The organism is Mesorhizobium sp. AA22 (assembly GCF_001672375.2).
In the GTDB taxonomy this organism is placed as follows: domain Bacteria; phylum Pseudomonadota; class Alphaproteobacteria; order Rhizobiales; family Rhizobiaceae; genus Mesorhizobium; species Mesorhizobium wenxiniae.
The window spans coordinates 1,457,469-1,482,743 of the sequence record NZ_CP048406.1; the positions used below are offsets into that span (position 1 = coordinate 1,457,469).

The 25,275-nt window shown below is 62.5% G+C and carries 27 protein-coding genes and 1 tRNA gene; 17 read left to right on the plus strand and 11 right to left on the minus strand.

The annotated features are described in order from the left end of the window. The first annotated feature begins 8 nt into the window (after positions 1-8). Together A9K68_RS07075 and A9K68_RS07080 are read left to right on the plus strand one after the other, a co-directional pair. A complete protein-coding gene (locus A9K68_RS07075; RefSeq protein ID WP_065007400.1) occupies positions 9-533 on the plus strand; it encodes a prepilin peptidase in 525 nt (174 codons plus the stop codon). Between the two features lie 373 nt (positions 534-906). Then, complete coding sequence (locus A9K68_RS07080) at positions 907-1,320, plus strand: hypothetical protein (RefSeq protein ID WP_156768255.1); 414 nt, start codon at positions 907-909, stop codon at positions 1,318-1,320. Positions 1,321-2,708: 1,388 nt separating this feature from the next. Here the strand turns inward: A9K68_RS07080 and A9K68_RS07085 are convergent. Further along, positions 2,709-2,785, minus strand: a tRNA-Arg gene (locus A9K68_RS07085). A gap of 150 nt (positions 2,786-2,935) precedes the next feature. Between A9K68_RS07085 and A9K68_RS07090 the strand changes: the two genes are divergently transcribed. Beyond that, complete coding sequence (locus tag A9K68_RS07090) at positions 2,936-3,232, plus strand: DUF768 domain-containing protein (RefSeq protein ID WP_065007396.1); 297 nt, start codon at positions 2,936-2,938, stop codon at positions 3,230-3,232. Positions 3,233-3,380: 148 nt separating this feature from the next. Here the strand turns inward: A9K68_RS07090 and A9K68_RS07095 are convergent, their stop codons facing one another. After that, positions 3,381-4,544: a M20 aminoacylase family protein gene (locus A9K68_RS07095; protein WP_065007395.1), complete on the minus strand. Its 1,164-nt coding sequence runs from the start codon at positions 4,542-4,544 to the stop codon at positions 3,381-3,383. A 230-nt stretch (positions 4,545-4,774) separates the two neighbouring features. Between A9K68_RS07095 and A9K68_RS07100 the strand changes: the two genes are divergently transcribed. Beyond that, a complete protein-coding gene (locus tag A9K68_RS07100) occupies positions 4,775-5,944 on the plus strand; it encodes a D-alanyl-D-alanine carboxypeptidase family protein (RefSeq protein WP_065007394.1) in 1,170 nt (389 codons plus the stop codon). Positions 5,945-5,948: 4 nt separating this feature from the next. Next, a complete protein-coding gene (locus A9K68_RS07105; RefSeq protein WP_065007393.1) occupies positions 5,949-7,049 on the plus strand; it encodes a GTP-binding protein in 1,101 nt (366 codons plus the stop codon). Between the two features lie 282 nt (positions 7,050-7,331). On the opposite strand, the gene A9K68_RS07110 is transcribed toward A9K68_RS07105, so the two are convergent. The 5 genes from A9K68_RS07110 to A9K68_RS07130 form a co-directional block, all read right to left on the minus strand. Then, entirely contained in the window at positions 7,332-7,607 is a 276-nt protein-coding gene (locus A9K68_RS07110; RefSeq protein WP_051694953.1) for a sulfurtransferase TusA family protein, read from the minus strand. A gap of 5 nt (positions 7,608-7,612) precedes the next feature. Continuing rightward, entirely contained in the window at positions 7,613-8,908 is a 1,296-nt protein-coding gene (locus tag A9K68_RS07115) for a murein L,D-transpeptidase family protein (protein ID WP_065007392.1), read from the minus strand. Positions 8,909-9,108: 200 nt separating this feature from the next. Continuing rightward, positions 9,109-10,059 (minus strand): acetyl-CoA carboxylase carboxyltransferase subunit alpha, encoded by a 951-nt coding sequence (locus tag A9K68_RS07120; RefSeq protein ID WP_065007391.1) that lies wholly within the window; start codon positions 10,057-10,059, stop codon positions 9,109-9,111. Between the two features lie 99 nt (positions 10,060-10,158). Beyond that, the gene (locus A9K68_RS07125; RefSeq protein ID WP_065007390.1) at positions 10,159-11,076 is read right to left on the minus strand and encodes a site-specific tyrosine recombinase XerD; all 918 of its coding nucleotides are present in this window, start codon (positions 11,074-11,076) and stop codon (positions 10,159-10,161) included. A 29-nt stretch (positions 11,077-11,105) separates the two neighbouring features. Next, positions 11,106-11,258, minus strand: a complete 153-nt coding sequence (locus tag A9K68_RS07130; RefSeq protein ID WP_029348640.1) for a hypothetical protein — start codon at positions 11,256-11,258, stop codon at positions 11,106-11,108. A 273-nt stretch (positions 11,259-11,531) separates the two neighbouring features. Here A9K68_RS07130 and A9K68_RS07135 point away from each other — a divergent pair, with 273 nt between their 5' ends. The 4 genes from A9K68_RS07135 (at position 11,532) to A9K68_RS07150 (ending at position 15,079) form a co-directional block, all read left to right on the plus strand. Then, positions 11,532-12,137, plus strand: a complete 606-nt coding sequence (locus A9K68_RS07135) for a shikimate kinase (RefSeq protein WP_029348639.1) — start codon at positions 11,532-11,534, stop codon at positions 12,135-12,137. After that, positions 12,134-13,297, plus strand: coding sequence for a 3-dehydroquinate synthase (gene aroB, locus A9K68_RS07140; RefSeq protein WP_065007389.1), 1,164 nt, complete (start codon positions 12,134-12,136; stop codon positions 13,295-13,297). The genes A9K68_RS07135 and aroB overlap by 4 nt, the downstream gene beginning before the upstream one ends. Next, complete coding sequence (locus A9K68_RS07145; RefSeq protein WP_065007388.1) at positions 13,294-14,187, plus strand: transporter associated domain-containing protein; 894 nt, start codon at positions 13,294-13,296, stop codon at positions 14,185-14,187. Before aroB ends, A9K68_RS07145 begins: the two co-directional genes overlap by 4 nt. 91 nt (positions 14,188-14,278) lie before the next feature. Next, positions 14,279-15,079: an alpha/beta hydrolase gene (locus tag A9K68_RS07150; protein WP_065007511.1), complete on the plus strand. Its 801-nt coding sequence runs from the start codon at positions 14,279-14,281 to the stop codon at positions 15,077-15,079. 3 nt (positions 15,080-15,082) lie between these two features. On the opposite strand, the gene A9K68_RS07155 is transcribed toward A9K68_RS07150, so the two are convergent. Then, a complete protein-coding gene (locus A9K68_RS07155) occupies positions 15,083-15,385 on the minus strand; it encodes a BolA family protein (protein ID WP_065007387.1) in 303 nt (100 codons plus the stop codon). Between the two features lie 192 nt (positions 15,386-15,577). Between A9K68_RS07155 and A9K68_RS07160 the strand changes: the two genes are divergently transcribed. The 5 genes from A9K68_RS07160 (at position 15,578) to A9K68_RS07180 (ending at position 20,715) form a co-directional block, all read left to right on the plus strand. Then, positions 15,578-16,207, plus strand: a complete 630-nt coding sequence (locus A9K68_RS07160; RefSeq protein WP_036262308.1) for a J domain-containing protein — start codon at positions 15,578-15,580, stop codon at positions 16,205-16,207. A gap of 122 nt (positions 16,208-16,329) precedes the next feature. Further along, positions 16,330-17,316: a cobaltochelatase subunit CobS gene (gene cobS / locus A9K68_RS07165; protein ID WP_065007510.1), complete on the plus strand. Its 987-nt coding sequence runs from the start codon at positions 16,330-16,332 to the stop codon at positions 17,314-17,316. Between the two features lie 10 nt (positions 17,317-17,326). Beyond that, the gene (locus A9K68_RS07170) at positions 17,327-17,782 is read left to right on the plus strand and encodes a hypothetical protein (protein ID WP_065007509.1); all 456 of its coding nucleotides are present in this window, start codon (positions 17,327-17,329) and stop codon (positions 17,780-17,782) included. 9 nt (positions 17,783-17,791) lie between these two features. Next, positions 17,792-19,690, plus strand: a complete 1,899-nt coding sequence (cobT, locus tag A9K68_RS07175; RefSeq protein ID WP_065007508.1) for a cobaltochelatase subunit CobT — start codon at positions 17,792-17,794, stop codon at positions 19,688-19,690. Then, positions 19,687-20,715, plus strand: coding sequence for an esterase-like activity of phytase family protein (locus A9K68_RS07180; protein ID WP_065007386.1), 1,029 nt, complete (start codon positions 19,687-19,689; stop codon positions 20,713-20,715). The genes cobT and A9K68_RS07180 overlap by 4 nt, the downstream gene beginning before the upstream one ends. An 83-nt stretch (positions 20,716-20,798) precedes the next feature. On the opposite strand, the gene A9K68_RS07185 is transcribed toward A9K68_RS07180, so the two are convergent. From A9K68_RS07185 to rpmB, 3 genes are all read right to left on the minus strand, one after another. Continuing rightward, a complete protein-coding gene (locus A9K68_RS07185) occupies positions 20,799-21,473 on the minus strand; it encodes a hypothetical protein (protein WP_065007385.1) in 675 nt (224 codons plus the stop codon). Positions 21,474-21,535: 62 nt separating this feature from the next. Then, positions 21,536-22,216 (minus strand): queuosine precursor transporter, encoded by a 681-nt coding sequence (locus A9K68_RS07190; protein WP_065007384.1) that lies wholly within the window; start codon positions 22,214-22,216, stop codon positions 21,536-21,538. 82 nt (positions 22,217-22,298) lie between these two features. Beyond that, complete coding sequence (gene rpmB / locus A9K68_RS07195) at positions 22,299-22,595, minus strand: 50S ribosomal protein L28 (RefSeq protein WP_006328411.1); 297 nt, start codon at positions 22,593-22,595, stop codon at positions 22,299-22,301. A 256-nt stretch (positions 22,596-22,851) separates the two neighbouring features. Here rpmB and A9K68_RS07200 point away from each other — a divergent pair, with 256 nt between their 5' ends. From A9K68_RS07200 to A9K68_RS07210, 3 genes are read left to right on the plus strand one after another with little or no spacing between them, the layout of a single operon-like run. Next, a complete protein-coding gene (locus A9K68_RS07200) occupies positions 22,852-23,640 on the plus strand; it encodes a DUF3108 domain-containing protein (RefSeq protein ID WP_065007383.1) in 789 nt (262 codons plus the stop codon). A gap of 43 nt (positions 23,641-23,683) precedes the next feature. Then, positions 23,684-24,571 carry an EamA family transporter gene (locus A9K68_RS07205; RefSeq protein ID WP_065007382.1) on the plus strand — a complete coding sequence of 296 codons (888 nt, stop codon included), beginning with the start codon at positions 23,684-23,686 and terminating at the stop codon, positions 24,569-24,571. Next, entirely contained in the window at positions 24,571-25,239 is a 669-nt protein-coding gene (locus A9K68_RS07210) for a lysoplasmalogenase family protein (RefSeq protein ID WP_065007381.1), read from the plus strand. Before A9K68_RS07205 ends, A9K68_RS07210 begins: the two co-directional genes overlap by 1 nt. Positions 25,240-25,275: the final 36 nt, after the last annotated feature.

Below are 25,275 nucleotides of genomic sequence, written 5' to 3' on the forward strand. Positions count from 1 at the left end.
GCGATAGCATGTTGCTCGCCGCATCGCTGCTGCTGAAGGGACTAGCCATTCCTTTGCTGGCAAGGATCGCCTGGCTCGACCTTACAACCCAGAAGATATCCAACCAGAATGTGCTGCTGCTGCTTTGCCTGGGTTTGGGCTCGCTGCAGCTCCTATCGGTGCAAGCCGGGTCGTGGTGGGACATGGGCCTGAGCGCGCTTGCCGGTCTTTTGCTGTTTGTTGCGCTCTTTCCGTTCTGGGCCATGCGCAAGATCGGGGCCGGCGATGTCAAGCTGATGGCGGTGCTGCCGTTGCTGATAGGCGGCAGCGGCCTCGTCGTATTTTCAGTGCTGCTGCTGGTTTTCGCTCTCGCCACGGCGATGGTCGTCAAAAATCCGCTCATGCTGCCGCAAGGCGCTTTCCGCCTCTACGTTCAGCACCTGGACCGCAAAGGCGTCGTGCCGTTTGGCGTGCCGATCTCGCTCGCAGCGATCTGCACGATAGTGTTTCAGATTTATACCAACATGATGGTTCTAGCCGGGCTATCGGTTTGACGGAGGGCGGCTTTGGACCCTTGCGGGGGCAGGCGATGAAGGTGAAGAACTAGGCGCTTACGCGCGAGCCAAGCGGAGGGTTGCATGAAGCAGCTCGAACTTCTGGATTGGAACCCGCCTGTCTGGTGATCGCCTTCCCGATGGCGAAGCGTGTCGGCAAAGTCCGACGTGTTGCCGAGGTGCTTTCGGTCAAGCGCGGCGCCGCCACGACGAACTACTGGAAGCAGGTGGTTGCGACCTTGGGCGGACAGACGCAACGTGCCGGGTTCAATCGGGATACTATCAACCGCGAACCGCGAGCGCTTCATGACGCTGTTCAGCGCGAGCTTTGCTTGCAAAGTGGGCACGGGCAGCGGCCAGGAGGTGCTGCCGCATGACCCCGAGCTATAGCGGCGTCGACGGGCGAGATGGTTCAACCCGTGCGAAAACCGTCAGCGCTGGTTGGATCGATCTTCATCAACCGCGATCTGGCCTCGGCCACGCGACGTTGCGCAGCCCGTATCCTGCTGCACAACGCAATATTGATGCCGACACCGCAGTCTTCATCCAGCATTTCATTCGCACGCCTAAGGGAGAGCTCCGCTCGCCTGAGCCGCTGTCGGGCTCTCGCCAATTCCAAATCCAGAAATTCCATTATCCTGCATCCATTGGAGTCCCTTCGATTGGTAAACCATTTGTCGTCGCCGTTGGTTCCGGCTGTTCGCGAAGGTGCAGCCTAGGCGTCGATTTGGTTGGCACAGTCTGGAACGCCAGCGGTGGCGCTGCTGGCCGGAAGGCCGAACAATGAGCCGTATCCCTGCCAACAGAGAGATCGTCCGTTGCTGCTGCTCACTCGACCTGCTCAATCTCCGGACCCGGTTCAGTCGGCGGAGCTGGCATGCAATCTTGTCCGGTGCATTCCTGCACAGGGTTATCCGCCGGCGGGAGGCAGTTTTGCCCCTCGCAATGAACTGGCGGCTGCTCTGTTGCTGCTTCGCTGTTCGGCAGAGCCGGCTGATCCTCAGCTCGAACGGGAGGCATTCCAAGGCCGATCATGGCCGTGCACAGGAGCGCAATTCGAAGCAACTTCATTTCCGCCTCCGCGGCTGACAGCTAAATGCAGACTACACTTTCGAACTGCGGCCTACATCCTGTCACCCGCGAACGGCGTTAACAGCGCGTTTCGTTGCTGGTCAGAAGGTCGCGAGGAATGAGAGCGAGCGTTGTTCGTCTTCCTGCCAAAACAGCGCCAAAAACAGGCGTGCGTCTTCGACCGCTCAATATACCCGGCACCGAGGCCCTTACAGTCAAGCAGGCGCAGGGTGTTCAAAGACTATCGATTGTCAGAGGACACGTTGCGACGCTTGGTGACGCGATGGCGCTTGAGGGTGATCATTGTGCGCTGAACTGCCCCAGGCAGGACGACCGCGAACATCCGGACGTGCAACGGTATTTCCGAAGGTTGGATGTACCTCTAAGTTAGTGAAAAGCTGCGACGATCCCCTTCACCCAATCTAGAAGTTCTGGACTGGCAAGGGATGCGGCTAATGCGCTGGCCACTGTAGCAACTATCACCCCCGCAGGCATAACACTCATCAGACTGTTCATCTTGCTCACGTGGCGTTCAGCAGCTGCCCGCTGTTTTTCGTTGCTGTCGCGAAATTCGTCTGGACGTTCAATCCGTACCGATCGTAGTCGACATCATCATGATTGATGCTCTACCGGCGGAGGATTGCATCGTAATCTCGGCTAGTCGCTCGGTCTATGGATGATGCCTTGGTCGCGCTCTGTGCAGCACGTCCTACAACTGAGGACGAGCAGAAACTTCGACGGAGATACCCCTCGATCGACATTGCTGCCAGGTTTAACGGATGCGAGGACCCGACTGAGCGTGTCATCAAGGCACTGATCGAGGGCGTAGTGTCATGAGGCTTATCGCCGGCCTCCGCGCCAGCGCCTTGCTCGACGTCATTCGGGCAAGGCGCGATAGGCGGAGGTCAACCGGCCCGCTGATGCCTCGCCGGCGTCAGCTGTAACGGCCCGCTGCCTCAAACCAGTCCCATAGCCTCCCCATGTCACGTCCATGTCGCGTGGATCCGCCGATAGTCGCAGGAACCTTTGGAAATCAACGGTAGCCAATTGCAACATGGCGCGACATGGCCGCCGCCCAAATGATCACCAAGCTTTTGATTTTGTTGGTGATCCCGACAGGAATCGAACCTGTGACCTACAGATTAGGAATCTGCCGCTCTATCCTACTGAGCTACGGGACCACGCGGCCCGACACATAACCGCTTCGGACCGTTTCGCCAAGAGGCAGGCTCGATGCAATCGGCCGGTTGCGAGGTGGATCGCAAAGATGAGCTGGGGATAGCGGAACTTCGGACCACCGCCGCGCTTTAGTGTGCCGAAGGAGATGCCGCATGAGTGCTACGAAAGAGTTCTTTGAAACCTGGCTCCAGGAGAACGTCGGTAACCTGCCCGCTGAAAGCGAGGTGAGCGTGGCGGTCCTGGCGCAGCAATTCGAACAAGATGCCGACGCGGCCGGCTATGGTCACGAGGTACGCGAAGACGAGATCGGCGACATTGAAGAGGCGATTGAGAAAGCTCTGGACAAGGCCCGGACCGGCGAACAGCAGCAGGCCGATCCGGTCGAAGAGAGTGATCTGGCGCCCGTCATGGAAGCGCTGGAGGTCGACGACCCGAAGAGCGGACCATAGGGGTCCAGGCACCATCCATTGATTTTCGAATAGATTCCCAGCCGGTGCTCCTCCACCCTACATGACCGCCCATCATAGATGCGTGGGTATCGGCGTCGCGTTGGCTGCGTACCTTCGGGGGGCAAGCCCGAGGTAGGCATTGTATGCATTAGGCGGCCAGCGCCGTCTCCGCGAGCTTCACCCAATAGCTCATGCCGTGCGGGATGACTTCGTCGTTGAAGTCGTAGGCCGGATTGTGGAGACCGGCGGTGTCGCCATTGCCGATGAAGATGAACGCGCCCGGCCGCGCTTCCAGCATGTAGGAGAAATCCTCGCCGCCCATCACCGGCTGGATGGCGCGATGCACATGCGCCTCGCCGGCGACATCAGCGGCGACGTCGCTGGCAAAGACCGTCTCTTCCGGATGGTTGAAGGTGACGGGATAATTGGCATTGTAATCCACCTCGATCGTTGCTCCGAAGGCCGCGCCCACGCCCTCGCAGAGGGCGCGCACGCGCTCCTCGGCCTTCCTGGCGACCTCCTTCTTCAGCGTGCGCACGGTGCCGGCGATCTCGGCGCTCTCGGGAATGACGTTGTAGGCGTCGCCGGCGTGGAATTTCGTCACCGACACCACGACAGCCTCGACCGGATCGGTGCTGCGCGAGGCAATCGTCTGCAGGGCGCCGACGAGCTGGCTGGTGATGACGATCGGGTCGATCGTGCCGTGCGGCATCGCCGCATGCCCGCCTCGGCCGTTGACGGTAATGGTGAATTCGGCGGTCGCCGCCATGATCGGGCCCGGCTTGATGGCGAACTGGCCGACCGGCAGGCCCGGCATGTTGTGCATGCCGAACACCTTGGATATGCCGAAGCGCTCCATCATGCCCTCCTTGACCATCTCGTTGCCGCCGCCGCCGCCTTCTTCGGCCGGCTGGAAGATCACCGCGAGGGAGCCGGCGAAATTGCGCGTCTCGGCAAGATATTTGGCAGCACCGAGCAGCATTGCGGTGTGGCCGTCGTGGCCGCAGGCGTGCATCTTGCCCGGAATGGTCGAGGCGTAGGATTTTCCGGAGATCTCGTTGAGCGGCAGCGCGTCCATGTCGGCGCGCAGGCCGATGGTCGTGCCTTCGCCCAGGCGGCCGCGGATGATGCCGACGACGCCGGTCTTGCCGAGCCCGGTCACCACGTCGTCGCAACCGAAGGCCTTCAGCTTCTCGGTGACGAAGGCGGCGGTCTTGAAGACGTCGAAATTCAGCTCTGGCGTCTGGTGCAGATGGCGGCGCCAGCCGGCGACCTCGTCTTGCATTTCGGCGGCGCGGTTCAGGATCGGCATGATGGTTCCATCTCGCTGTTGGAGCAGACGGGCTCTGCCTGCTGCTTTGCAAATTGTGCCTGCTGTTTTACAATTGTCATTCAGGCACTTTGCCATCTTGACGTCACATAGGCTAAATAGCACCGCAAGATTGCGATCCGGATAGGGGCCGGATCACCATGCTGGCGATCGCGTAACAAATCTTACGGAGCCAGAGGCGACTGCGGCAAGAGGCGATTTCGGATTCCACCATGCGGTACAGGCGTTTCCTCAAACTATTGCTGGCGGGCGCCGTGGCGTTTCCGGTGCTGGCCGGACCGGCTCTCGCCAATCCGACGATCGTGTTCGATCTGGGGAATGGCAAGATCCTCCAGCACCAGGAGGCTTTCAAGCGCTGGTATCCTGCCTCGCTGACCAAGCTGATGACCGCCTATGTGACGTTCCGCGCGATTGCGGCCGGCGAGGTCCAGCTCGATTCGCCAATCAAGGTCTCGAAACGTTCCGCCGGCGAGCCGCCGAGCAAGATGGGCTTCAAGCCGGGTTCGGTCATGCGGCTCGACAACGCGCTGAAGATGATGCTGGTCAAATCGGCCAACGACGTCGCCATGGCCGTCGGCGAGAACATCGGCGGTTCGCAGGCCGCTTTCGCCGAACGCATGAACACCGAGGCGCGCCGGCTCGGCATGACCGGAACGCATTTCGTCAACCCGAACGGGCTGTTTTCGCCGGACCAGTATACGACGGCGCGCGACCTCGGCTTGCTGGTGATGGCGATCCGCACGGAATTTCCGCAGTATGCCCCATGGTTCTCGATCGAGGGCCTGGCCGTCGGCAAGAAGCAGATCCCGAACTACAATCTCCTGATCGGCCGCTATCCCGGCGCCGACGGCATGAAGACCGGTTTCGTCTGTCCTTCGGGCTTCAACATGATCGGCTCGGCAACACGCGACGGGCGCACGCTGGTGGCGGTGGTGCTTGGCGAGAAGTCGGCCGTCACCCGCGCCGAGACCGTCGCCAGGCTGCTCGACCACGGCTTTGCCACGCCGACACCGGGCTGGTTGACGGTGGCGGCGCTGCCTTCCTATGGCGACACCACATCGGTCAACAACCTGAATGACGAGATTTGCAGGAAGAAGCCGGCTAAGGAGCAGTCGGAAGCGGTCACTGTCGGCGATAAGAATGCGCCAAAATCTCCCTATCGGAAAAAGCTCGACCATGTGCCGACATTGGTCGCCGTCGGCCTTGGCGGCGCCACCGGGCCGAAGCCGAAGGCGATGCTCGATGCATCGGGCCGGGAATATGCCGACGTGCCGCTGCCGAACTGGCGGCCCGACCTGCCGCCGCCGCCCGGCGCCGAGCCGGCAGTGATCGGTTCCGCCACCACGGCCCAGGACGACCAGCCCGCCAAGGCCTTGAACTAGCCTGATGAGCAGCGGCTTTCCCGTCGCCGTCTCGGTGCTGACCGGCTTTCTCGGCGCCGGCAAGACGACGCTGCTCAACCGGCTGCTCAGGGATCCCGCACTTGCCGACACCGCGGTCATCATCAACGAGTTCGGCGAGGTGGCGATCGACCACCTCCTGGTCGAACAGGCCTCAGACGGCATCATCCAGCTTTCCGACGGCTGTCTCTGCTGCACGGTGCGCGGCGAACTGGTCGATACGCTGGCCGATCTCGTCGACCGGCTGCAGACCGGCCGCATCGCCCGGCTCGCCCGTGTCGTCATCGAAACCACGGGCCTCGCCGATCCGGCGCCGGTGCTGCAGTCGATCATGGCGCATCCGGCGCTGGTCCACGCCTTCCGGCTCGACGGCGTCATCACGTTGGTAGACGCGGTCAACGGCAATGCGACGCTCGACGCCCATGTCGAGGCGGTGAAGCAGGTGGCCGTCGCCGACCGCATCGTGCTGACGAAAGCCGATCTGGCCACCGATCCGCGCGACGTCGAGGCCTTGCGGGCCCGGCTGCGGCAGATCAATCCGGGTGCCGAGCTGCTCGATGCGGGTGACAGAAGGACCGATGTGGCGGCGCTGTTCGATTGCGGCCTTTACAACCCGGCCACCAAGTCCGCCGACGTGCGGCGCTGGCTGGGCGAGGAAGCCGCCCATGATCACCATGGCGATCATGACCACGGCGACCATGATCACGACCATCGGCACGATTCCCGCGTGCGCTCCTACTCGTTGGTTCATGAAGGGCCGGTGCCGTTTTCGGCGATCGAGATGTTCTTTGACCTGTTGCGATCGGCGCATGGCGAGCGCCTGTTGCGCATGAAGGGCGTCATCGAATTGCTGGAAGACCCGTCGCGGCCGCTGGTCGTCCACGGCGTACAGAAGATCCTTCATCCGCCGGCGCGGCTGCCGTCCTGGCCGGACGGTCAACGCGGCACAAGGCTGGTGCTGATCACGCTCGACATGCCGGAAGACTACGTCCGCCGGCTGTTTGCCGCCGTCACCAGCCGGCCGTCGATCGACACACCGGACCGCGCAGCGCTGGAAAACAACCCGCTGGCCATCGCCGGGCGGTAGCTTCAATTTCCGAACGCCGCACTGTCCTCTAACGGAATTGCAAACGTTCCCGAGCTGGCGGCGTCCGTGCAGCTACCAATCTCCCTCCTTGAGGGGGAGATGTCGCCGAAGGCGACAGAGGGGGGTCGCCTCGGCTGGTGCGACGCCCCGCAGGACGAAAGAAAAGGTTGGCGCTTCACGCGCGGCAACCTCTCTGGCCTGCCCTCTTTGCCAAAACTTGGCATCTCCCCCTCAAGAGATTGTCCGCTCAGCCGCTTTCGCCAGAACGAGCTAAGTTGAGACTCAGCCACCGCCGCGCTCGACAAGGAAGCGATGGCCGCCTGATATCGCTGCCGTTTCGATCAATCGATGGCCGCTCTCGGTGCAAAAGGCGGGAATGTCGATGACGGCGAGGGGATCAGTGGTTTCAAGCCACAGGCGGCTGCCCGGCTGCATTGTTGCCAACCGCTTTTTTGCCTTGAGCACGGGCAACGGGCAGTTCAGGCCTTTGAGATCGTAGACGGCGGCGGGGCTGGTTGAGGGCCTGTCTTCTTGGCCCCCATCTTCTTGTTCAAGCATGAACCTCAGCCGCCGAACATGCCGAGCAGCTTCTTCTTCAGCCTTGTCGTCGTGCTTTCGTCGGCACTCGCCGCGTGCGTTTCGATTGCCGCGGCGGCCTCGGAGGGCACGACGGTTGCAGTGGCGACAGGCGCTTCGGCTGCGGCCCGGACCGCTTCCTCTTCAGCCAGAGCCTGAGCCTTAGCTGCCTCTTTCTCGGCCTTGGCTGCTTCTATCGCGGCAAGCCTTTGCTCCTCGGCCTTCTGCTTGGCGGCCTTCTCCGCGTCGAGCGCGGCCATCTTGCGGCCGGCCGGCGAATCGATGCGGCCCATGCGCGCCGTCGCCGTCAACGAGCCGTCGGCGTTGAGCGAGGGCGGCTCGATCGGCACGCGTTCGCCACGCGCGCGCTTCTTCGACCACTCGGAGACGATGCTGGCTTCCTTGATCCCGGCGATGGTCGGCTTGGGCGCCGGCACGCTAGCCTTGACCGCGCCGTTAAAAGCCGCTTCGTAGGTGCTCTGATAGGCATTGAAGGCGCTCTTCAGCGAATCCGGCTGCGTGGTCGCGGGGCAGGCGCCGGCCGGATCGAAGGTCGCGCCGTCAGCCGCGACCTGGTTGAAGACATAGCGCTTCTCGCAGACATCGACCTTCGGCGGCACTTTGGTGATCTCGAAATTGTCGTAGCCGACCTTTAGCATCTTCCAGAATTCGTAGTTCGGATCTTTGCGATAGCGCGCCATGTTGGCGGCGGTCATGCGGAACGGAAAGGCCTGGATCTGGAACTCGGTCTGGCCGCCCTGGAAAGCGTCGCGGCCGAAGGCGTAGATTTGCTCGATCTGTGCGTCGGTCATCGAATAGCAGCCCGACGACGAGCAGGCGCCATGGACCATCAGATGGGAACCGGTGCGGCCATTGGCGCGGTCGTAGGCGTTGGGATAACCGATGTTGAACGCAAGGTGGTAGCTCGACCGTGGATTCATCTGCGCCGGACGGACCGTATAGAAGCCTTCCGGCGCCTGGCGGTCGCCTTCGGTGAATTTGGGGCCCAGCTTGCCCGACCATTTGCAGATGTCGTAGCTGGCGACCAAGTCGTAGCGGCCGTTGGTCTTGGCCTTCCAGATTTCGAGCTTGCCCTCTTCCTTGAAGATGCGGGCCATCACCGGCGAGGTGCGGGTCATGCCCTTGGCGTTCATGCTGGCCAGGATCTTGTCGGGCAGCGGCTTATTGGCGTGGGGGGCAAAATCCTTCATCGAAGAATCATTGCAGCCGGCGACGCCTATCGCGGCAATCAGAAGTCCGGTGCGGGCAAGCTTGGCAAACATGGATATGGCTATGTCTTTTCTTTCGGACCGCAGGCATCAGCGCCGTCAGGCCCAACCCTAAGCCCGGTAACCTTGAAAATTCCTTACCGCAAGCGCCGGACGCATCCCCTTACAGCAATTTGATTGAACCGAATGCCGCGGCATTTTTGTGGCGGAAGCGCTCAATCTCGCCACATTACGGCGCGGACACCCATCTCGCGTTAAAGGTTTCGCCCCATAGCCAGGTATTTTTCGCGGCGCTGCTCGCGAAAATCGGTGTTGGCGCCGGAGAACTCCTTCATCGTCTTGGCGATGAGGTCGCCGGTGGCGGCAATCACCGTTTCCGGGCCACGATGGGCGCCACCGAGCGGTTCGGCAATGATGGCGTCGATGATCTTCAGCTCCAGCAGATCCTGGGCGGTGATCTTCATGTTGGTCGCCGCATCCTTCGAGCGGGTGGTGTCGCGCCACAGGATCGAGGCGGCGCCCTCCGGCGAGATCACCGAATAGATGGCATGCTCGAGCATGTAGACGCGGTTGGCGGTGGCGATCGCGATGGCACCGCCCGAGCCGCCTTCGCCGATGACCACCGAGATCGACGGCACCTTCAGGCCGAGACAGGCCGAGGTCGAGCGGGCGATGGCTTCCGCCTGGCCGCGCTCCTCGGCATTGACGCCGGGATAGGCGCCGGCCGTGTCGACCAGCGTCAGCAACGGGATGTTGAAGCGATCGGCGAGTTCCATCAGCCGCACCGCCTTGCGATAGCCCTCCGGCCGTACCGAGCCGAAATTATGCTTCAGCCGGCTGGCCGTGTCGGAACCCTTTTCCTGGCCGATGATCGCCACCGGCTCGCCGCGGAAGCGGGCGAAGCCGCCGACGATCGCCTGGTCCTCTCCGAAATTGCGGTCGCCGGCAAGCGGCGTGAAATCGTTGAACAGGCCCTTTATGTAGTCGACGCAATGCGGTCTGTCCGGATGGCGCGCCACCTGCACCTTCTGCCACGGGGTCAGCGCCCTATAAGTGTCGCGCAATGCGTCACGCACGCGTTTCTCGAGACGGCTGATCTCATCGCCGACATCTACCGCCTCGCCATTCTCTGCGAGCTTCTTCAGCTCGACAATCTTGCCTTCGAGATCGGCAACCGGCTTTTCGAAATCGAGGTAATTGTACATTCTTGAGCGGACCGATAAGCCGGGAGGCAATGACTGACGGAACCTGGGAAATAGAGGCGCCGGGCGGTGGAACGTCGTCCTCACATAGCGATATGACGTCTAGTCGGCAAGCGGATGATGATCGTTGACCAGCCGCACCAGCCGCTCCTCCAGCACATGCGTGTAAATCTGCGTCGTTGAAATATCGGCATGGCCAAGCAACTGCTGCACGGCCCTGAGATCGGCGCCGTTCTGCAGGAGATGGCTGGCGAAAGCATGGCGCAGCACATGCGGCGATATTTTCGCAGAGGCGATGCCGGCGCGCGCGGCAAGACCCTTCAGGTCGCGGGCGAAAACCTGCCTGGAGAGATAGCCGCTGTCGCTTGCTGCTGGAAAAAGGAACGGGCTATCTGCGAAAGCCGGCACCGTTGCCCGGGCAGCGAGCCAGGCCCGCATTGCCATGCGCGCCTTTGCCGACAGCGGCACCATGCGTTCCTTGTCACCCTTGCCGCGCACCATGAAGAAACGATCGTCGCGCAGCGCCACCGTGACCGGCAGGCCGACCAGTTCGGAAACGCGCAGGCCGGTGGCGTAGAGCACCTCGACCAGCGCATGCAGGCGCAGCGCCGCCAGGTTGTCGCCATCGTTCAGCGAGGCGTCAGCTGCCTCCTGCGCTGCACGGTCGATCAGCCGGCCGGTGTCGGCCTCGCTCATCGTCTTCGGCAGCGGCCGGCCCTTCTTCGGACTGTCCAAGGTTCCGGTCGGGTCGTCGCCGCGCAGGCCTTCTGCATAGAGGAACTTGAAGAACTGGCGGATCGCCGACAGTTTGCGTGCCTGCGAGGTGGCAGCAAAACCGCGCGCCGCGATCTCGTCGAGATAGCCGCGGATATCGGCGTCGGTGGCACCCGCGAGCCCGCCGTCGATCTCGGCCGAAGCGTCTTCGAGGTCGCGGCGATAGCTGGAAAGCGTGTTTTCGGCAGCGCCGCGCTCGGCACTCATCATTTCCAAAAAGGCTTCGATGCGGGCCGCGCTATTCATTTCTTTTGGGTCAGTTTTTCTCTTTTGGGTCAGTTTTTCTTGGGGTTCAGCTTTTCGGGAGGAATGCGTACGCTCATTTCGGTCTTTCTCGGCTCGACGAACATCGCCAGAGCGAACATCGTGCCATAGACAATGCCGGCCAGAATCGTGAGCGTCACGACAAAGCGGAACAGTGTCGGCATCAATTTTCGCCCGTCTTCTTGTTCTGCGTTTCCAAACCCTGTGCCCTTATGAGACGCCAATCCGGCCAATTCAAGGGCGAAGCTCGGACGACGCTCGGCGCCGCCACGCTTGACGCAATCAGGCTTTTGATGTCGATACGCCGGCAAAGTGGGCCTAAGCAGGCATTCGTGGGCTGGCCCACGAATGCCTGCTTAGATTCTTTGGCTCGTCGCAGTTCTTGTCGCCAAACCGTAGGATACTTGGCGGAACCTGCTTAGAAACATCATGGTGTCATGAACGCACTACCAGCAAATCCTCCCGATGAGAGCCATGCCGCGCTGCTCGGCCGGCTGGGCAACCGTTCCATCGTCTTTGTCGGCCTTATGGGCGCCGGCAAGACGGCGATCGGCCGCAAGGTGGCGGGGATCCTGGGACTGCCTTTCATCGACAGTGATCAGGAGATCGAAAGCGTGTCGCGCATGAGCGTCCCTGAATTGTTCGAACGCTATGGCGAGACCGAGTTCCGGGCGCTGGAGCAGCGGGTCATCCTGCGCGTGCTGGAACATGGTCCGCAGGTGCTGTCGACGGGCGGCGGCGCCTTCATGAGTGCGCAGACGCGGGAGGCCATTGCCGGCCATGGCGTGTCGGTATGGCTGAAGGCCGAGATCGACCTCTTGATGGACCGCGTTTCCAAGAAGCAGAACCGGCCGCTCCTGAAAAGCGCCGACCCCCGCGCCGTGATCGAGCGGTTGATGGCTGAGCGCTATCCGGTCTACGCAGCCGCCGATGTCACCGTGCCGACCCGCGACGATCGCAAGGAGGTCATCGCGGCCGAGGTGGTGAATGCGCTTTGCGGGTATTTCGGCGTTGCGGCCGCGACAGGCGAGGTGCGGTCGTGAGCACCAATACGACAGTCACCGTCGAAGTCGGGCTCGGCGATCGTGCCTATGACATATTGATCGGCTCCGGCCTGCTTTTGCGCGCCGGCAGCGAGATTTCGCGCCGCCTGCCCGGCACGCGCGCCGCGGTGGTCACCGACGTCAATGTCGCCGCAGCACACCTCGAGACGTTGAAGGCCGGCCTTGAAAAGGGCGGCATCCAGCCCGCCGTGATCACGTTGCCGGCTGGGGAAAAGACCAAGAGTTTCGCGCATCTCGAAGAGGTGGTGGACGGCGTGCTCGCCGCAAGACTGGAACGCGGCGATGTCGTCATCGCGCTCGGTGGCGGTGTCATCGGCGATCTGGCCGGATTTGCCGCCGGCATCGTGCGCCGCGGCATGAATTTCGTGCAGGTCCCGACTTCGCTGCTGGCGCAGGTCGACTCTTCCGTCGGCGGCAAGACCGGCATCAACAGCGCGCGCGGCAAGAACCTCGTCGGCGTCTTCCATCAGCCGAAACTGGTGCTGGCCGACACCGAAGTGCTCGATACGCTGCCGATCCGGGATTTCCGGGCGGGTTACGCCGAACTCGCCAAATACGGGCTCATCGATCGCCCCGACTTCTTCGCCTGGCTGGAGGAAAACTGGGGCCAAGTGTTCGCCGGCGGCCCGGAGCGGGCCGAGGCCATCGCCGAAGCCTGCCGCGCCAAGGCCGATGTCGTCGCCCGCGACGAGTTCGAGACCGGCGACCGCGCGCTGCTCAATCTCGGCCACACGTTCGGCCATGCGCTCGAGGCCGCCACCCACTATGACAGCGCCCGTCTCGTCCACGGCGAGGGAGTCGCCATCGGCATGGCGCTGGCTTATCGCTTTTCGTCACGCCTCAACCTGGCAAGTCCCGACGATGCGGCGCGCGTCGAGGCGCATCTTCGCGCTGTTGGCCTGCCCTGGCGCACGGCCGATATTCCGGGTGAATTGCCTGATGCCGAAGCGCTGCTTGCCTTCATCACCCAGGACAAGAAGGTTTCGCGCGGCGCGCTAACCTTCATCCTGACGCGCGGCATCGGCCAGGCCTTCATCGCCAAGGATGTGCCGGGGTCAGAAGTGCTGTCGTTTCTGAGGGAGAACCGCCCGGGTCAGCCGAAAGGCAGCCCGGGTCGGCAGAAGAGCCGCCCGGGATGAACGAGGCCGGCTGGATTGCCGCTGGTGTCTTGGCCGGGCTCGGCCTGCTCGCTTTCGCCTTTCGCGCGCGCCTGCTCGCTGCCTTCGGCTATGAACTGCAGCGCATCGAGCCGCAGCATTCGAAACATGATGAAGCGCGAGGCGCCGTCGACGATTTTCGGCGCGACGGCCAGGTGGTGCGCGTGGATCACGCCCGCATCGGCCGCCTGTCCGATCTCGACGAGCTCGAAGTGTCCGATGTCATGGTCCACCGCACCAACATGCGCTCGGTCAATGCCGACAATCCGCCGGAAGCGGTGGTGCGCGAGATCCTGCAGAGCCCGCATACCCGCATGCCCTTGTGGAAGGGCTCGCTCGACAACATCGTCGGCGTTCTGCATGCCAAGGACCTGCTGCGCGCGCTGAACGATGTCGGCAACGACTTTTCCAAGATCGACGTGATGAAGATCGCTTCAAAACCGTGGTTCGTGCCCGATACCACGACACTGCAGGAACAGCTCAACGCCTTCCTGCGTCGCAAGGCGCATTTCGCAGTCGTCGTCGACGAGTATGGCGAGGTCGAGGGGCTGGTGACGCTGGAGGACATCATCGAGGAAATCGTCGGCGAGATCGCCGACGAGCACGACATCGACGTGCAGGGCGTCAAGCAGGAAGCCGACGGCTCCGTCGTCGTCGACGGCACTGTGTCGATCCGAGACCTGAATCGGGCGCTCGCCTGGGACCTGCCGGACGAAGAAGCCACCACCATTGCCGGTCTCGTCATCCACGAGACGCAATTGATCCCGGACGAGAAGCAGGCGTTCACCTTTCACGGCAAGCGCTTCGTCGTCATGAAGCGCGACAAGAACCGGATTGCAAGGCTGAGGATCAGGCCGGCCGGTGACATCTAGTTCTGGTAGGTTCTGTCGCGGCTCGCCAATCCTTGACTGCACGCTCGCCGCGCCGGCGTGCACTTTTCGGCTGGGCTGTCTGGAGATGACGGTGATCGATCGGCGAATCCTGCTTTTGATGTCGATGGCTTTGTTGCCGGCCAGCGCTTCGGCGGCGCCGCGCCGGCTTTTGCCATCTCCGCAAACTTTCGACTACGGACCGGCCAGGCTCGACATCTACGCGCGCGCTGGCGCTAGCTCCCTGCCTGTGGTCCTTTTCATCCATGGCGGTGCCTGGCGAGCCGGCAATCGCACCAACGTCGACGTCAAGCCGCGCTTCCTGCTCGACAATGGCTTCTGCTTCGTCTCGATCGACTACCGGATGCTGCCTAAGGCTGATGTCGCCACCCAGGCCAACGATGTCGAGCAGGCATATCGTTACGTGCGCGCCAACATCGCCAGATACGGCGGCGATCCGAACCGGATAGCGGTGATGGGCCATTCGGCCGGCAGCCATCTCGCCGCACTGACCGGGCTGCGCGGCGGTCTGCCCGGCGTCGCGGCGCTGGTTCTGAACGATACCAGGGCCTATGATCTGGAGGCGCTTGCGAGGAGCGGCGGCATGACACCGGCCTATGCCCGGGCCTTTCCCGACCCGTCGCAGTGGCGCGTGCTGTCGCCTGCGACCCATGTCGGGAGCCGCAAACATCCGCCGACCTTTATCGCCTATTCGCGCGCATCGGGTCGTGCGGCGGCCTCGCGGGCCTTCGCCGAGCGCCTGCGGGCGACCGGAACCGAGGTGACACTGTTCGACGGCAGCGCTTATTCGCACATGTCGATCAACCGCGACTTCGGCGAAGGCGACACCTTGACCCGTGCAGTGATGACTTTCCTGAAGGCGGCGCTCGGCTGAAGCCTACCACCTGATCTTTTCGTCCGGCGCGGCCGGTTCGATCGCCAGCGCGTGGACACCAGCATTCAGCTCGTCGGCCAGCAATGCGTTGACCGCGCGATGGCGCTCGATTCGGCTCATGCCGGCAAAGGCTGAGGAGACGATGCGGACGCGGAAATGCGTCTCGCCGGTGCCGTCATAAGTGCCGTGATGGTCGGAATCCTGATGGTGATGGCCGGCATGCAGATGGCTTTCGTTGATGATCACCAGCCGCTCCGGCGAGAACGCCTTCTTCAACTTGCCTTCCATCGTTGACTGTATGGACATTCGTACTTCCCTTCACCACATATGCGGGCGCATGACCCTCGAAAATCGGCGCCCTTTGCGCGTGCGGAAGGAAGCGCGGTACCGTCGCCGCGACAAAATTCGCCGATCGCCCGCTTTATGCCCCGATTCAGCGGTTAGGGCGATCATTGCAAAAATGTCAATTCTTGTTTCGCACCAGCGAACAGCCCATAAATGGGTGAGATGAAACCGTACCCCAAATATTTCGAAAAAATTCGCATCCGCCCGGAGAAGGATGCGGAGCTGAAGTCGCGCTCGCCGATCTGCCAATGGGACGGTTGCAAGGAGGCCGGCACCCATCGCGCGCCGGTCGGGCGCATGAAGGAGGGCGAATATTTCCAGTTCTGCTTCGATCATGTGCGCGAGTACAATAAGGGCTTCAATTATTTCTCCGGTGTCCCCGATACCGAGATCGCCCGCTTCCAGAAGGAAGCGATGACCGGCCACCGGCCAACCTGGAAGATGGGCGTCAACGGCGCCTCGACGCGCTCCTCGCCCGATTTCGCCCAGCAGCGTTCCGGCCGCGCCGGCTACTACAACCGCATGCGCGATCCGTTCGACCTGTTCAAAGGCCCGAAGGATCCGCGCGAAGCGCGGGAGCGCAAGGCCAAGCCGCTTGAGGCCAAGGCGCTGGAAACGCTTGGCCTTGATACAAAGGCGACTGGCAAGGATATCAAGGCGCGTTATAAGGAACTGGTGAAACGCCACCATCCGGATGCGAATGGCGGCGACAGAGGTTCGGAAGACCGGTTCCGCGATGTGCTCCAGGCCTATCGTGTGCTCAAGCAGGCAGGATTGTGCTGAGCGACCATTCGGTTCGTGTCGTTTTCCAACTTTCATAAGGTTGGAAAAGGCTCTAAGACCGCCCCCGAACAAAATCGGTTGCCGGCGAAACGCGGCGTTCGCCCGTGGAGACGTTGATAAAGATGAACAAGGTCGATCGCGACATCGCCAACCTGCCAGACAGCACCGTGTCGGTGAAGGAGAAATTTGGCTTCGAGTCCAAGATGGTGGTGCCGGCCTATTCGGTGACGAGCGAGCATGTGCCCGACATCGATCCCGACTATCTGTTCGACAAGAACACGACGATGGCGATCCTCGCCGGCTTTGCCTACAACCGCCGCGTCATGGTGTCGGGCTATCACGGCACCGGCAAGTCGACGCATATCGAGCAGGTCGCCGCCCGTCTCAACTGGCCTATGGTGCGCGTCAATCTCGACAGCCATGTCAGCCGCATCGACCTCGTCGGCAAGGACGCCATCGTCGTCAAGGAAGGGCTGCAGATCACCGAATTCCGCGACGGCATCCTGCCCTGGGCCTACCAGCACAATGTCGCACTCTGCTTCGACGAGTACGATGCCGGCCGTCCGGACGTGATGTTCGTCATTCAGCGAGTGCTGGAGTCGTCCGGCCGGCTGACGCTGCTCGACCAGAGCCGGGTCATCCGCCCGCATCCGGCGTTCCGGCTGTTCTCCACCGCCAACACCGTCGGTCTCGGCGACACCACCGGCCTCTATCACGGCACCCAGCAGATCAACCAGGCGCAGATGGATCGCTGGTCGATCGTCACCACGCTGAACTATCTGCCGCACGACAATGAGGTGAACATCGTGCTGGCCAAGGCCAAGCACTATCGCGACAGCAAGGGCAAGGAGATCGTCAACAAGATGGTGCGTGTCGCCGACATGACGCGTTCGGCCTTCATCAACGGCGACCTGTCGACTGTCATGAGCCCGCGCACGGTCATCACCTGGGCCGAGAATGCCGAGATCTTCGGCGATATCGGCATGGCGTTCAGGCTGACCTTCCTCAACAAGTGCGACGAGCTGGAACGCTCGCTCGTTGCCGAGTTCTACCAGCGCGCTTTCGGCCAGGATCTGCCCGAATCGGCCGCCAATGTGGTGCTGGGGTAACACCGATCCCATGGGAACGATCCTCCGGATATTCCTATGGAGTTTTTCAATCTTCTGCTTTGGTATCTGTCAGGCGGCTATGGCCCAGAATGAACCATTCAAAGCCGGGCAAATTTGGACTTATCGCGGCGCGACACCGGTATCATCGCGGTTAATCGTTGGCGCAGTCGATAACTTCGATGGCGAAAGCCAGCCGATCATATCGGTCTCAGTTACCGACGCTCCAATTCCGAATGGCGGCAAGCAGCTACAAACTGTCCCCCACCTTCCTGTAGCCGCCGACGCGTTGAGAAAAAGTGTAATTGAACTTGAACGGATCGGTTCGATTCCTAATGGTTTTGACAACGGATACAGTCTGTGGAGACATGCATATGACAGCGGGAAAGGAGGCTACTTTACGATCTCGGTGGAAGAGGTTGTCGGCCACCTTCGCGCTCAATTTGGCCAGCAGCCGGCAGCAAAATAGAGATGTATGATGGCGGGTCCGGGCGACAACACGCGCAACAAGTCGAAGACGGGTTCTGAAGCTGACAGCTTCAAGCGCGCCGTCACCGTCTGCATGCGCGCGATTGCCGGCGACAAGGACCTCGAAGTCGGTTTCGCCAAGGATCGGCCGGCGCTGGCCGGCAGCCGCGCCCGGCTGCCTGAACTTCCGAAAAAAGCGTCGAAGGCCGATATCGCCATCACCCGCGGGCTCGGCGATTCCATGGCGTTGAAGCGCGCCTGTCACGACACGCGCATCCACACTCGGCTGGCGCCGGAAGGCAAGCAGGCCCGCGCCATCTACGATGCGGTCGAGCAGGCCCGCGTCGAGGCGATCGGCTCCCGCGCCATGCAAGGTGTGGCCGACAATATCGGCTCCATGCTCGAGGACAAATACGCCAGAGCCAACCTTATCGACGTCAAGGACAAGGCCGACGCGCCGATCGAGGAAGCGCTAGCCTTGATGGTGCGTGAAAAGCTGACCGGCCGCACCGTGCCAAAGAGCGGCGAGCGGCTGGTCGACCTCTGGCGTCCGTGGGTCGAGGAGAAGGCCAGCGCCGATCTCAACGGGCTGTCGGCCAAGCTCGACGACCAGCAGGCTTTCGCCCGTGTCGTGCGCGAGATGCTGGCTTCCATGGAAATGGCCGAGGAACTCGGCGACGACCAGGAGACGGAAGACTCAGAGGACAACGACGACAACCAGCCGCAGGGCGAGGAGCAGAGTGAGGAGGGCGGCGAGGATGATTCCGGCTCCGAGCAATCGCAGTCCGACGACACCGAAGCGTCGTCCGACGACGAGCAATCGGCCGAGAATGAGGCATCCGATGCCACCGCCGACGACCTGTCCGACGATGACGACGCCGATGCCGAGACGCCCGGCGAGGCGCGCCGCAACGACAATCCCTTCACCAATCTGTCGAAGGAGATCGACTACAAGGTCTTCACCACCGCCTTCGACGAGACGGTGGGTGCGGAGGACCTGTGCGAAGAGGAAGAGCTGGATCGGCTGCGGGCCTTTCTCGACAAGCAACTTGCCAACCTTTCCGGCGTCGTCGGCCGGCTGGCCAACCGGCTGCAGCGCCGCCTGATGGCGCAGCAGAACCGGTCCTGGGATTTCGATCTCGAAGAGGGTTATCTCGATCCGGCGCGGCTGGTGCGCGTCGTCATCGATCCGATGCAGCCGCTGTCCTTCAAGCAGGAACGTGACACCAAATTCCGCGACACGGTGGTGACGCTGGTGCTCGATAATTCGGGCTCGATGCGCGGCCGGCCGATCACGGTCGCCGCCACCTGCGCCGACATTCTGGCGCGGACGCTGGAACGCTGCGGCGTCTCGGTCGAGATCCTCGGCTTCACCACCCGCGCCTGGAAGGGCGGGCAAGCACGCGAGAAATGGCTGAAGGAAGGCAAGCCGCCGAATCCCGGCCGGCTCAACGACCTGCGCCACATCATCTACAAATCCGCCGACCATCCGTGGCGACGGGCGCGCCGCAATCTCGGGCTGATGATGCGCGAGGGCCTGCTCAAGGAAAATATCGACGGCGAGGCGCTGCTGTGGGCGCACAACCGCCTGATCGCCCGGCCGGAGCAACGCAAGATCCTGATGATGATCTCGGACGGCGCGCCGGTCGACGATTCGACGCTGTCGGTTAATCCGGGCAACTATCTCGAACGGCATCTGCGCGCGGTGATCGAACTGATCGAGACGCGCTCGCCGGTCGAGCTTTTGGCCATCGGCATCGGCCACGACGTTACCCGCTACTATCGCCGCGCCGTCACCATCGTCGATGCCGAGGAACTGGCCGGCGCCATGACCGAGCAACTGGCCTCACTGTTTGGCGAGGAAAGTACGCGGGATACGCGACGCGGCGGCATGCGGCGCGCCGGATGATTTTTTCGCGGGGCGGCTTTCGGCAGACGCTTTTCGCCGTCACAGCGCTGTTCGTTGCCGGCATCGCCCTGTCGCCTTGCATCGCCGCGGGCAGCGTTTCGGTCGAGCCGATCGAAATCTCGGCACGGCTGATAGACCGGTTTCATATCGGCCGTGACGAAAAGCGGTTCGGCCCGCTCGAATTCGTCGGCGGGCTGGAAATGACCTCGCCGTCACGCGATTTCGGCGCTTTGTCGGCGTTTCGCTTCCTCAAGCCCGGCAGTGATTTCATCGGCGTCGCCGACACCGGTTTCTGGTTCTTCGGCACGGTTACCCATGATGCGGACAAGCGCCCATCGGGCATGCGGAATTTCCGCATGCAGCAGATGGTCGACGAGGCGGGCCTGATCGAAGAGAAATGGAAGGTCGACGCCGAAGGCCTTGCGGTCAAGGGTGGCATTGCCACGGTCGGCTTCGAGCGCAACCACCGTGTTTCCCAGTTCAAGATCGACCCGCACGATATGGAGCCGCCGTTCAAGCAATTGGATTCCCTGATTCCAGCCTGGGAACTTCGCCTGAATCGCGGCTTTGAGGCCGTCACCCACGCCCATCCTAACGGCCAGCACCAAGGCGGGCTGGTCGTGGTGTCGGAGAAGAGCCTCGACAAGGCCGGCAACATCTATGCGGCTGTTATCGGAGGGCCGCACAAGGGTGTCTTCACCATCAAGCGCAACGGCAATTTCGACATTACCGACGGCGCATTCCTGCCGGACGGCGACCTCTTGCTTTTGGAGCGCAGCTTTTCGATGGCTGGCGGGGTCAAGATGCGGCTGAGGCGCATCTATGGCGAAAGCGTCGAGAAGGGCGCCGTTGCCGACGGGCCGGTGCTGATGGAAGCCGACATGGCCTACCAGATCGACAATATGGAAGGGCTCGACGTCTGGACCCGCGAAGACGGCGCACTGATGGTGTCGCTGATCTCGGATGACAACCACTCGATGCTACAGCGTAATCTCTATCTGGAATTTGTGCTGCATGAGGATTGAGAACGTGCGGCCGGCGATTGGCTGATGGCGAGGCTGCCGTCTCGAGCTCTTCGATGTTCGCAGCTTCGCAAAGAGAATTCGGCCTATTGCTCGTTGGTCGCGATCCAGATGACGTGGCGGGCGCCGCGCTTGCCATTGGCGCGGACCCTAACTTCCTCGACCGAGAAGCCCGTCTGCTTGAGTCTGCGGGTAAAGCCGCTGTCGGGCCCCTGCGACCAGACCGCCAGCACGCCGCCGGGCTTGAGCGCTGCTCTCGCTCTGTTCAACCCGGCTATACTGTAAAGAGCGTCATTGGCCCCGTGGACAATCCCTTCCGGCCCATTGTCGACGTCGAGCAGGATGGCGTCATAGGTTGCCACGTCCAACTTGATGAGCCGTCCGACATCCGCCTCGCGAACGGTCACGCGCGGATCGTCGAGACAGCCACCGAACACCGAGGCCATCGGGCCGCGCGCCCACGCCACGACGGCGGGTACCAACTCGGCGACAACAATGCCGGCATCGGCGCCAAGCTCGGCAAGGGCGGCGCGCAGCGTGAAGCCCATGCCCAGCCCGCCGATCAGGATTTTCGACTGCCGCCGGCCGGCAATCCTTTGGCAGGACAGCCTGGCCAGCGCTTCCTCGGAGCCGCTGAGGCGGCTGTTCATCAACTCGTTCGAGCCGAGCATGATCGAGAATTCGGCGCCGCGTTGTTTCAGGCGAAGCTCGTGGTCGCCGGCAGGCGTATTCGCGCTATCGAGCTGGACCCATGGGATCATGCTCGAGACCCTGTGGGCAAGATCTTTTCCGAAAACCGGCGCCCACTCTCAGGGATCATGGTCTATGCCGCCAGTGCCGGCTGGCTCCAGCGGGCGGCAAGCAGCCGGTAGGGGATCAGCGCCACCACGGCGATGATCAGCTTCACGCCGAGGTCGCCGAGCGCCCATGACACCCAGCGCATGGTCTCGACCGGCAGCACGCCCATCAGCGGCGCGGTTTCAAGCGCGAAGCCATCGTTGGGGCCAGCGAAGGCGAACGCCGCTGAAAAGGCGACGGTGAAGAACACGGCGGTGTCGAACACCGAGCCGACCAGCGTGCCGACGATCGGCGCCCGCCACCAGCTCTGCCGGCGCAGCCAATTGAACACGGTCACGTCGAGCAGCTGCGCGATCAGGAACGCGGTGCCGGAAGCCGCCGCAATGCGCACCAGCCGGTCGGCGGCCGTTTCGAACTCGATCAGACCGTAGCGGAACAGCAAGGGCGGGATGACGACCGAGCAGATCACCGCCGCCGTGAAGCCGACAAACACGATCCGGCGCGCCACGGCCGGGCCGTAGCGGCGGTTGGCAAGGTCGGTGACCAGGAAGGAGAAGGGATAGGTGAAGGCGCCCCAGGTCAGAATGTCGGCCAGCGACAAGCCGCCGATCGCACCTTGCAGCGGGAACTGCACAAGGATGTTCGACGCCACCACGACAAGCGCCATGGCCGCAACAAAGGGCAGGTATCGGGAGAAAAAACTCATTTTTTTATCCTGGGTAATGGAACCAGCGGGGTGTCATGCCGAGCTCGGACGACACTCCTTGGAAGGCGGTTGCCTGAAAAAATTAAGCGGCCGGCTGTTCGGCAAGTTTCTTGGCGATCTGCTTCTTCAGCAGGCGCGCGCGCTGCGACAGCTCCTTGGCGTCGGCCTTGGCCAGGAACGCATCAAGGCCGCCGCGATGCTCGACCGAACGCAGCGCGTTGGCCGAAATGCGCAGGCGCACATTCTGGTTCAGCGCTTCCGAGATCAGCGTCACATTGACGAGATTGGGCAGGAAGCGACGCTTGGTCTTGTTGTTGGCGTGGCTCACATTGTTGCCGGACATGACTGCCTTGGCAGTGAGTTCGCAGGTGCGGGACATGGTTCTAAACCTTCAGTTCTCGGTCTGGCCAAACATTCGACCCGCGCCGGTTGGCGCGCGGTTTCGGTCAGGCGGCCTTATGGAAAAAGTTGGCGTTCCATAGTTGCATTTCGCCGATGCGTCAAGCTCCGGCTTGCGCACGGGTGTGACGACGCCTTTCACATAAAGGCCGGAATTCAGCCTATAAGCGGTCGCACAACGAGATGCCAGGCCGGAGTTGTCCGCTTCCGCTGAAAATCGAGGATCGATCCCCGCCATGCTTCGTTCGTCTCTTGCTATCCTTGCCTCGCTTGCCGTTGCGCTGCCGACGGCAGCGTTTGCCGCTACGCCACAGTCCTTCAAGGGCGAGTATACGGTATCGATCCTCGGCCTCTCGGTGGCGAAAGCAACCTTTTCCAGCAGTTACGAAGGCGATACCTATTCGATCGACGGCAGCGTCTCCAGCGCCGGCCTCGCCACAATCTTCGACGACACACGCGGCACGGTCTCGTCAAAAGGCAAGATTTCGGGCAAGCAATTGCAGCCGCAAGCGTTCCGCGCCGACTACACGTCGGGCGAGAAGGCGTCGATGATCGATATCCAGTTCGCCAATGGCACTGTTATCGCGACGAAGGTCGTGCCTGCGCCGAAGAAGCGCAATCCCAAAAATTGGATACCGCTGGGCGCCAGCCATCTCGCGTCGGTGCTCGATCCGATGGCCGCCACCGTCATCCATGCCGATAGCCTCGACAAGGTATGCGGGCGCACGGTGAAACTCTATGACGGCGAGATGCGCGCCAATCTGACGCTGACATACTATTCGAAAGGTTCGATCTCGGTGCGCGGCTACAAGGGCGAGACCGTCACCTGCAGACTGGGCTTTGAGCCGGTGGCGGGGTACCGCAAGAACCGCAAAGCTTTGAAGTACCTGAAGGATCGCAGCCGCATCATGGTGACATTTGCGCCGGTCGGTCAAACTGGCGTATATGCGCCGATCCACGCCACCGTCAGCACGAAAATCGGCACTCTCACCGTCAGCGCGGAGCGGTTCGAAGCAACAGAATAGGCGCGATTGCGCGCCGCCAGAAACAGCCGTGAGGCCGACGGACATGGGGCGCGCAACACTGATCGGCTTCTCGGCGATCGCCATGTGGGCGCTGCTGGCGCTGCTTACGGACGCTTCCGGTGCGGTGCCGCCATTCCTGCTTTCGGCGATCACCTTCACGATCGGCACCGGCGTCGGGCTCGTCGCGCGGCTGTTCATGCCGGCCGCCGCCAACCGGCCGAAGATACCGCCGCAAGTGTGGGTGATCGGCATTGCCGGCCTGTTCGGCTATCACTTCTTCTACTTCACTGCGCTGCGCAACGCGCCGGCGGTGGAGGCGAGCCTCATCGCCTATCTGTGGCCGCTGCTGATCGTGCTCGGATCGGCGCTGATGCCGGGCGAGCGGCTGGCCTGGAACCATGTCGTCGGCGCGCTGCTCGGGCTTGCCGGCACTTTTCTGATCGTCACAAAGGGCGGCGGGCTTGCCTTCGACGCGCGCTATGCATTTGGCTATGCGATGGCTGGCGTCTGCGCCGTGCTGTGGTCGGCCTATTCGCTGCTGTCGCGGCGCTTCCCGTCGGTGCCGACCAGCGTCGTCACCTGGTTCTGTGCGGCCACGGCAGCGCTTTCCCTTGTCTGCCATCTGATGCTGGAAGAGACGGTGCTGCCTGTCGGCGCCGGGCAGTGGCTGGCCGTGCTCGGCCTCGGCCTGATGCCGGTGGGCGCGGCCTTCTACGCCTGGGACATAGGCGTCAAGCGCGGCAACATCCAGGTGCTGGGCGCGGCGAGCTATGCCGCGCCGCTGCTGTCGACGCTGGTGCTGATATCAGCCGGTTTCGCCGAGCCGTCCCTGCGCATTCTCGCCGCCTGCGTGCTGATCACCGGCGGGGCAGCACTTGCGGCGAAGTCGCTGTTCTTGCGCAAGCAGGCAACTGGCGAGGCTGGGGCGTGATGCCGTTTCCCGGCGGCATTGACGCCAACGCCAATGCGACGCTGCTGTTTTCGCTGGTGGCGGCGGTGATCTACGCCTTCATCATCGACATGCCGCCGACGCTTGCGCGTTCTGCGGTCAAGACGCTGGCGGTGGCAATGCTTGCCGTGCTGTCCTCGCTGCAGGGCGGTCCGTGGCTGCTCGTAGCGGCACTGGCGCTCAGCGCCGTCGGCGACGCGTTCCTGTCGCGCGACGATGAAAAGGCTTTTCTCGGCGGGCTGGCCAGTTTTCTAATCGCGCATGGGCTTTACATAGCGCTGTTCCTGCGTTCCGGCGGTGGGATCGGGCTGCTCTCGGCCGAGCCGTGGCGCGGGTCGATTGCCCTGGCAATGGCCCTGTTCGCGCTCGCCATGCTTTTTTCGCTCTGGCGCCGTGTCGGCCCCGTCTTGCACCTTCCGATCAGCGTCTATATCGCGGCAATCCTTGCCATGGGAATTTCAGCACTCACCCTGAGCAATGTCTGGGTCTTTGGCGGCGCCGTGCTGTTCATGGCGTCCGACGGGCTGCTCGCCTCGGAAAAGTTCCTGCTGACCGCCATCTCGCCGCACCGTGTCTGGATGCGCTACGCGGTCTGGATGCTGTATTACGCCGCCCAGCTGGGGATCACGATGGGTTTCCTGTTGGGTTAGAGCACGTCCGGCGATCGATGAATCGATTGTGATGTG